Origin of the sequence: Streptomyces sp. GbtcB6 (assembly GCF_019091475.1) — a bacterium.
GTDB lineage: Bacteria > Actinomycetota > Actinomycetes > Streptomycetales > Streptomycetaceae > Streptomyces > Streptomyces hyaluromycini.
Genome location: NZ_JAGXJL010000457.1, coordinates 1 through 237, shown reverse-complemented (window position 1 = coordinate 237; position 237 = coordinate 1). Strand labels below are relative to the sequence as shown.

Genomic DNA, 237 nt, shown 5'->3' with positions numbered 1-237 from the left:
CGGGCTCATGACCTGCACCCCCCCCACCCGTAGCATTTGCAGCCGTTCGAACGACGCGGTGCCCGGGCGGGCCGTGTGGAAGACGAGGTGCTGGTGGGTGTCGGTGTTGATGAGGACCTCGCAGACCAGTTCCAGGAGGCCGACGGACGGATGGTGGAGGCGCTTCGTCGTCGCGCGGCGTACCGCCACCCCGTGTTCGGACCACAGGCGGGCGGACACCTCACTGCCTGCGAGGAG

Annotated in this window: 1 pseudogene; it reads right to left on the bottom strand. The window is 69.2% G+C overall.

Annotated features, from left to right (window positions below):
- Positions 1–237 (bottom strand): annotated as a pseudogene (locus KVT45_RS55655) (transcriptional regulator); the annotation flags it as partial.